This window comes from Gammaproteobacteria bacterium (assembly GCA_016765075.1).
GTDB lineage: Bacteria > Pseudomonadota > Gammaproteobacteria.
The window spans coordinates 1-6,046 of sequence record JAESQP010000024.1 but is presented as its reverse complement, the minus strand read 5'-3'; the positions used below and the strand labels follow the sequence as shown (position 1 = coordinate 6,046).

At 46.1% G+C, this 6,046-nt stretch carries 5 protein-coding genes; all 5 read left to right on the top strand.

Features of this window, described 5'->3' with window-relative positions; translation table 11 throughout:
• A partial coding sequence (locus JKY90_01470; protein ID MBL4850938.1) for a dihydroorotate dehydrogenase electron transfer subunit occupies positions 1 to 299 on the top strand: 299 nt, incomplete at its 5' end.
• A 290-nt stretch (positions 300 to 589) separates the two neighbouring features.
• Entirely contained in the window at positions 590 to 1,720 is a 1,131-nt protein-coding gene (gene carA, locus JKY90_01465) for a glutamine-hydrolyzing carbamoyl-phosphate synthase small subunit (GenBank protein ID MBL4850937.1), read from the top strand.
• Positions 1,720 to 4,938, top strand: a complete 3,219-nt coding sequence (gene carB, locus JKY90_01460; protein MBL4850936.1) for a carbamoyl-phosphate synthase large subunit — start codon at positions 1,720 to 1,722, stop codon at positions 4,936 to 4,938. Before carA ends, carB begins: the two co-directional genes overlap by 1 nt.
• Positions 4,938 to 5,417 carry a transcription elongation factor GreA gene (gene greA, locus JKY90_01455; GenBank protein ID MBL4850935.1) on the top strand — a complete coding sequence of 160 codons (480 nt, stop codon included), beginning with the start codon at positions 4,938 to 4,940 and terminating at the stop codon, positions 5,415 to 5,417. Before carB ends, greA begins: the two co-directional genes overlap by 1 nt.
• Positions 5,418 to 5,419: 2 nt before the next feature.
• Complete coding sequence (locus JKY90_01450) at positions 5,420 to 5,905, top strand: DUF4149 domain-containing protein (GenBank protein ID MBL4850934.1); 486 nt, start codon at positions 5,420 to 5,422, stop codon at positions 5,903 to 5,905.
• Positions 5,906 to 6,046: the final 141 nt, after the last annotated feature.

Sequence of the window (6,046 nt, the reverse complement as noted above, 5' to 3'; positions counted from 1 at the left end):
GCTATGTTACCGACCTCGGCCGCGCTTATTTAAGCGCGTTGTCGCAAGAAGAATTGGCTGAAGTTGAAATATTTAGTTGCGGGCCTCATCCGATGTTAGAAGCTTGCGCCAGGCTGGCACAAGAGTTTTCTCTTGATTGCCAGGTATCACTAGAAGAGTATATGGCTTGCGCGGTGGGCGGTTGTGCCGGCTGTGTCGTCGAAGTACAAACCGATACCGGCCCAGCCATGAAACGAGTCTGCGTCGATGGCCCGATCTTTAAGGCAAACCAGGTCTTTCCAGAAACTGCCCTCAGCTAAAACCCAAGGTCTGTTGACGTTTCATTTTCAATCCGGCTGGGGGCGCTTTTTTCGCCCAACAAGGCGGAGCGAGCGCCGTGTAGTTGCACTACATAAGCGACTGGCAACGCAGTGGGGTGAAAAAAGCGTCCCAGCCCTATGGGTTGCACATTCAATACCGCCACTCGGCGTTGCACCCCGAGGGCACGTAGCTCGTTGCTTATTTGCAACCAGCAAACAGCGCGCCTCGCGCCTGGATTGGCGGTATTGAAGGCGCAACAGTGATGAAAATGAATCCTCAACAGACCCTAATGTCTGATACTGCCTTGCTCGCGCTCGAAGATGGCTCCGTTTTTATTGGCGAGTCGCTTGGTGCGAAGGGTTATAGCGTTGGTGAAGTCGTGTTTAATACGGCTATGACCGGTTATCAGGAGATCCTGACAGATCCTTCCTATGCTAAGCAATTGGTTACCCTAACCTATCCGCATATCGGTAACACTGGCGTCAATAGTGAAGATATTGAGTCGAATGCTATTCATGCAGCGGGCTTAATTGTGCGTGACGTGCCGTTAACACATAGTTGTTGGCGTCAAGAAGGTGATTTGCGTGGCTATTTGCGTGATGCAGGTATTGTTGCCATTGCCGATATTGACACTCGTAAATTGACACGCATACTGCGAGAAAAAGGGGCACAGAGCGGCTGCCTCATGGCAGGCTCTGATACCGATATTGATAAAGCACTCGCCTTGGCGCGTGGCTTTCCTGGCCTAAAAGGCATGGACTTGGCGCAGACGGTAACGACTCGCGAGCCTTATCAATGGCATAATACGGTTTGGCGTCTGAATGACTCTCCTATTAGTGCCAGGCCTGGGAAACAGTACCGTGTTGCTGTCTACGATTTTGGTATCAAACACAATATTCTTCGTTTGCTGGTTGATCGTGGATGTGACGTTACAGTGTATCCTGCAAAAACACCGGCGCAGACCATACTGGCGAGCAAACCCGATGGTGTCTTTTTATCCAACGGTCCGGGCGACCCTGAGCCTTGCGGCTATGCTATCGAGGCGATCAAAGAAATTATAGAAACTAATATTCCCGTGTTTGGTATTTGTCTTGGCCATCAACTACTGGGGCTGGCAAGCGGTGCTAAAACAGAAAAAATGAAATTTGGGCACCATGGCGCCAATCACCCAGTGCAAGACCTAACTAATGATAAGGTGATGATTACCAGCCAAAACCATGGCTTTGCCGTGTCTGAGGCAAGCTTGCCTGCCAACCTTGAAGTCACGCATCGCTCATTGTTCGATGGCAGCGTGCAAGGTATTAAACGTAAGGACAAACCTGCATTTAGCTTTCAGGGGCATCCTGAAGCCAGCCCTGGCCCGCATGACGTGCAGCCTTTATTTGATCAGTTTATTGAATTGATGAAGGGCAGAGTGTAATGCCAAAACGCAACGATATTAAAACGATTCTAATCATTGGCGCAGGCCCCATTGTTATTGGCCAGGCCTGCGAGTTTGATTACTCTGGCGCCCAAGCGTGTAAAGCCCTCAAAGAAGAAGGCTATCGCGTTGTACTGGTTAACTCGAATCCTGCCACCATCATGACAGACCCCAGCATGGCTGATGCCACTTATATTGAGCCGGTCGACTGGCGTGTCGTTAAACGTATTATCGAAAAAGAACGGCCTGATGCTATTTTACCAACCATGGGTGGGCAAACTGCACTTAATTGTGCGCTTGATTTGGCTCGTAACGGCGTGCTCAAGCAATATAATGTTGAATTGATTGGTGCTAACGAAGACGCCATTGACAAAGCCGAAGACCGTGATCGTTTTCGTATGGCGATGGGTGCTATTGGTCTTGACGTGCCACGTTCTTATATTGCACATACCATGGAAGAAGTCTTGGCGTCGCACGCTGAAATTGGTTTTCCAAGCATTATTCGGCCATCGTTTACCCTTGGTGGTAGTGGTGGTGGTGTTGCCTATAATCGTCAAGAATTAACTGAAATTTGTGCCCGTGGTTTTGAATTGTCACCGACTAATGAACTGTTAATTGAAGAATCAATTATTGGTTGGAAAGAGTTTGAAATGGAAGTGGTGCGTGATAGCAAAGATAATTGTATTATTATTTGTTCTATCGAAAATTTCGACCCTATGGGGGTGCATACGGGTGATTCTATTACCGTTGCGCCAGCACAAACACTAACAGATAAAGAATACCAATTATTGCGTAACGCATCGATTGCCGTGTTGCGTGAAATTGGTGTTGACACCGGCGGGTCAAACGTTCAGTTTGCCATTAATCCCAAGGATGGTCGCCTTGTTGTCATTGAAATGAACCCGCGTGTATCACGTTCGTCTGCATTGGCATCAAAAGCGACAGGCTTTCCCATCGCCAGGGTTGCTGCCAAGCTTGCGGTGGGCTACACGCTTGACGAATTGCGTAATGACATTACCGGTGGTTTAACGCCAGCCTCGTTTGAGCCAAGCATTGATTACGTCGTCACCAAAATCCCGCGCTTTACCTTTGAGAAATTTCCGCAGGCTGACGACACTCTTAGCACACAAATGAAATCGGTCGGTGAAGTCATGGCGATGGGTCGTACCTTTCAAGAATCATTACAAAAAGCCATGCGGGGTCTGGAAATTGGCGTTAATGGTTTTGATGAACAATATGATCATTCGCAAACAGACGTGGCTGACCAAATTCGCGGTTATTTGCGCCTGCCGCGGCCGATGCGTTTATGGGTTCTTGGCGATGCCTTGCGTGCTGGTTTCTCACTGCAAGAGTTGCACGAGATCACTCATATTGATCCTTGGTTTTTGGCGCAAATTGCCGATTTGATTGCGGTTGAACAGGTGATAGCAGAAAAAAACTTACTGGACATTGATGCTAACTTATTACGTAAATTTAAGCGTAAAGGATTTTCTGATAAGCGACTTTCAAGCTTGCTTGCTTGTGAAGAAAGCGAAGTGCGTTCATTACGCGATAAGCTAAGCGTACATCCCGTATTTAAACGTGTCGATTCCTGTGCCGCAGAGTTTGCCACAACCACGGCCTATCTTTATTCATGCTATGAAGATGAATGTGAAGCAGCACCCAGTGATAAAGAAAAAATTATGATCCTGGGTGGTGGTCCAAACCGCATTGGGCAAGGTATTGAATTTGATTATTGCTGTGTTCATGCTGCTTTAGCCTTGCGTGAAGAAGGCTATGAAACCATTATGGTCAACTGTAATCCTGAAACCGTGTCGACAGACTATGACACGTCTGACAGATTGTACTTTGAACCACTGACCTTAGAAGATGTGCTGGCAGTGATTCGTGTCGAAAAGCCCAAGGGCGTTATTGTTCAGTACGGTGGTCAAACACCCTTGAATTTAGCGCGTGCGCTAACGGATACTGGCGTGCCAATTATTGGTACCTCAGCCGATGCTATAGACAAAGCGGAAGATCGCGAACATTTCCAGCATATTGTCAATGAGCTTGGTTTATTACAACCCGCTAATGCCACGGCAAGTAATGAAAAGCAAGCATTGGAGCTGGCCGAGGGTATCGGATTTCCGTTAGTGGTGCGACCATCCTATGTGTTAGGTGGTAGAGCGATGGAGGTTGTGCATGATATCAGTGATCTTGCACGTTATATGCGCGAAGCCGTTAAGGTTTCAAATGATTCACCAGTTTTATTGGATCGCTTCCTTGATGATGCGATCGAGGTGGATGTTGATGCTGTGTGCGATGGTAGTCATGTCACGATTGGTGGCATCATGCAACATATTGAACAGGCGGGTGTTCACTCAGGTGATTCAGCCTGTTCTTTACCGCCCTATAGTCTTAGCGACGATATTCAAAGCGAAATCAAACGTCAGATGCGCCAATTAGCACATGCATTAGGCGTTATTGGCTTAATGAATGCACAGTTTGCCGTTCAAGGTGATAAAGTTTATTTAATTGAAGTCAATCCACGTGCATCGCGTACAGCGCCGTTTGTATCTAAAGTCATCGGCTATTCATTGGCTAAGGTGGGTGCCTTGTGTATGGTGGGTAAGACCTTGGCGCAACAAGGTGCTGATAAAGATATCGATGCACCGTATCACGCAGTGAAAGAAGCTGTATTTCCTTTCGCTAAATTTCTCGGTGTTGACCCTTTGCTGGGGCCAGAGATGAAATCAACTGGTGAAGTTATGGGCGTTGGCCGCAGCTTCGCTGAAGCCTTTGCTAAGGCACAAATGGCCGCAGGTAATTTTCTAACAGCGGGTGGTCGTGCCTTCATTAGTGTCAGAGACGCTGATAAACAGCATGCTGTAGAGATTGGTCGCGATCTTTCCATGTTAGGTTTTGAATTGCTTGCCACCAGCGGAACAGCGAAAGCGCTTGAGCAAGTTGGCTTAACGGTTGAGACAGTATTAAAAGTAATAGAAGGACGCCCTCATGTGGTTGACAGGATAAAAAATGAAGAAATTTCCTTTATCGTTAATACCACAGAAGGAAAACAAGCCATCGCCGATTCCTATTCTATTCGGCGTGAAGCCTTACAGCACAACATCCCCTATACTACGACAATTGCTGGCGCACGTGCCAGCTGTATGGCAATGGCTAAAGGCAATAATTATAATGTCACTGCCTTACAGACATTGCATGAGGAACTGAATTAATGCAAAAAGAACCCGTTACTTTAAAAGGCGCAGAACGCTTGCGCGCAGAGTTACATCAGTTGAAGAGCGTTGATCGCCCACGTGTTATTGAATCGATAGCGACCGCACGTGAACATGGTGATTTAAAAGAAAATGCCGAATATCATGCGGCAAAAGAGCAACAAGGTTTTTTAGAAGGGCGTATTCAAGAAATCGAAGGCCGTCTTAGCCACGCCCAGATCATTGATATAGCTGCGCTTGATCCGGGTGATAAAGTTGTGTTTGGCGCCAAAGTTGTTTTAATTAATGAAGCCAATGGTGAAAAAGTGCTTTATCAGGTCGTGGGTGACTTGGAAGCGGATATCAGTAAAGGATTGCTTTCGATCAATTCGCCCGTAGCACGCGCACTTATTGGTAAAGAGGTAGGCGATATAGCCACCGTTAATGCCCCTGCTGGTGAAATTGAATACGAAATTAATTCTGTCAGCTACGATGATTAAGTATGCCTTCTAATTTTAGCCTGTCTAAGCTTAATTTAGGCGAACGTATTTTATTAACACTTTGGGTGGGCGGCACCTGGGCCATTGGCTATATCGCGACACCTGCCTTATTTAATGTGCTTGAGGCTGACCGACAATTGGCCGGCACCATTGCTGGTGAGATACTACGAGCAATCCTTAGCATTGGTTTGATATGTGGCGTGATATTGTTAATCAGTGGTGCGCTAAGTGGTTTAAGCGTTGCTTTAAAATCATGGCGTTGGTGGTTAATAGTCGCTATGATACTTCTAATATTAGTTAGTTTATTTAGTGTTCATCCAATGATCGCTGAATTAAAATTACAAAAAGAAGTTATTGATGCTGTCGAATACAAAGCCCAATTTGGCAAGCTACACGGTTTGTCGGCCATCCTTTATCTTATTCTTAGCCTCCTTGGCTTGGTTCTCATTATCTTTGGTTTGCGACGCAATTCCCTAGACAGTGATTAATAAAATGTAATGTTACCTATAAGAAAATACAATAAAACATTGATTTTTATTAATTTTATTGGTTTCGCACTAATTATACGAGGCATTGTTGATTTTTTTATGGATGAGCCCATTAACATAAAGTTGACAATTACCGGTGTC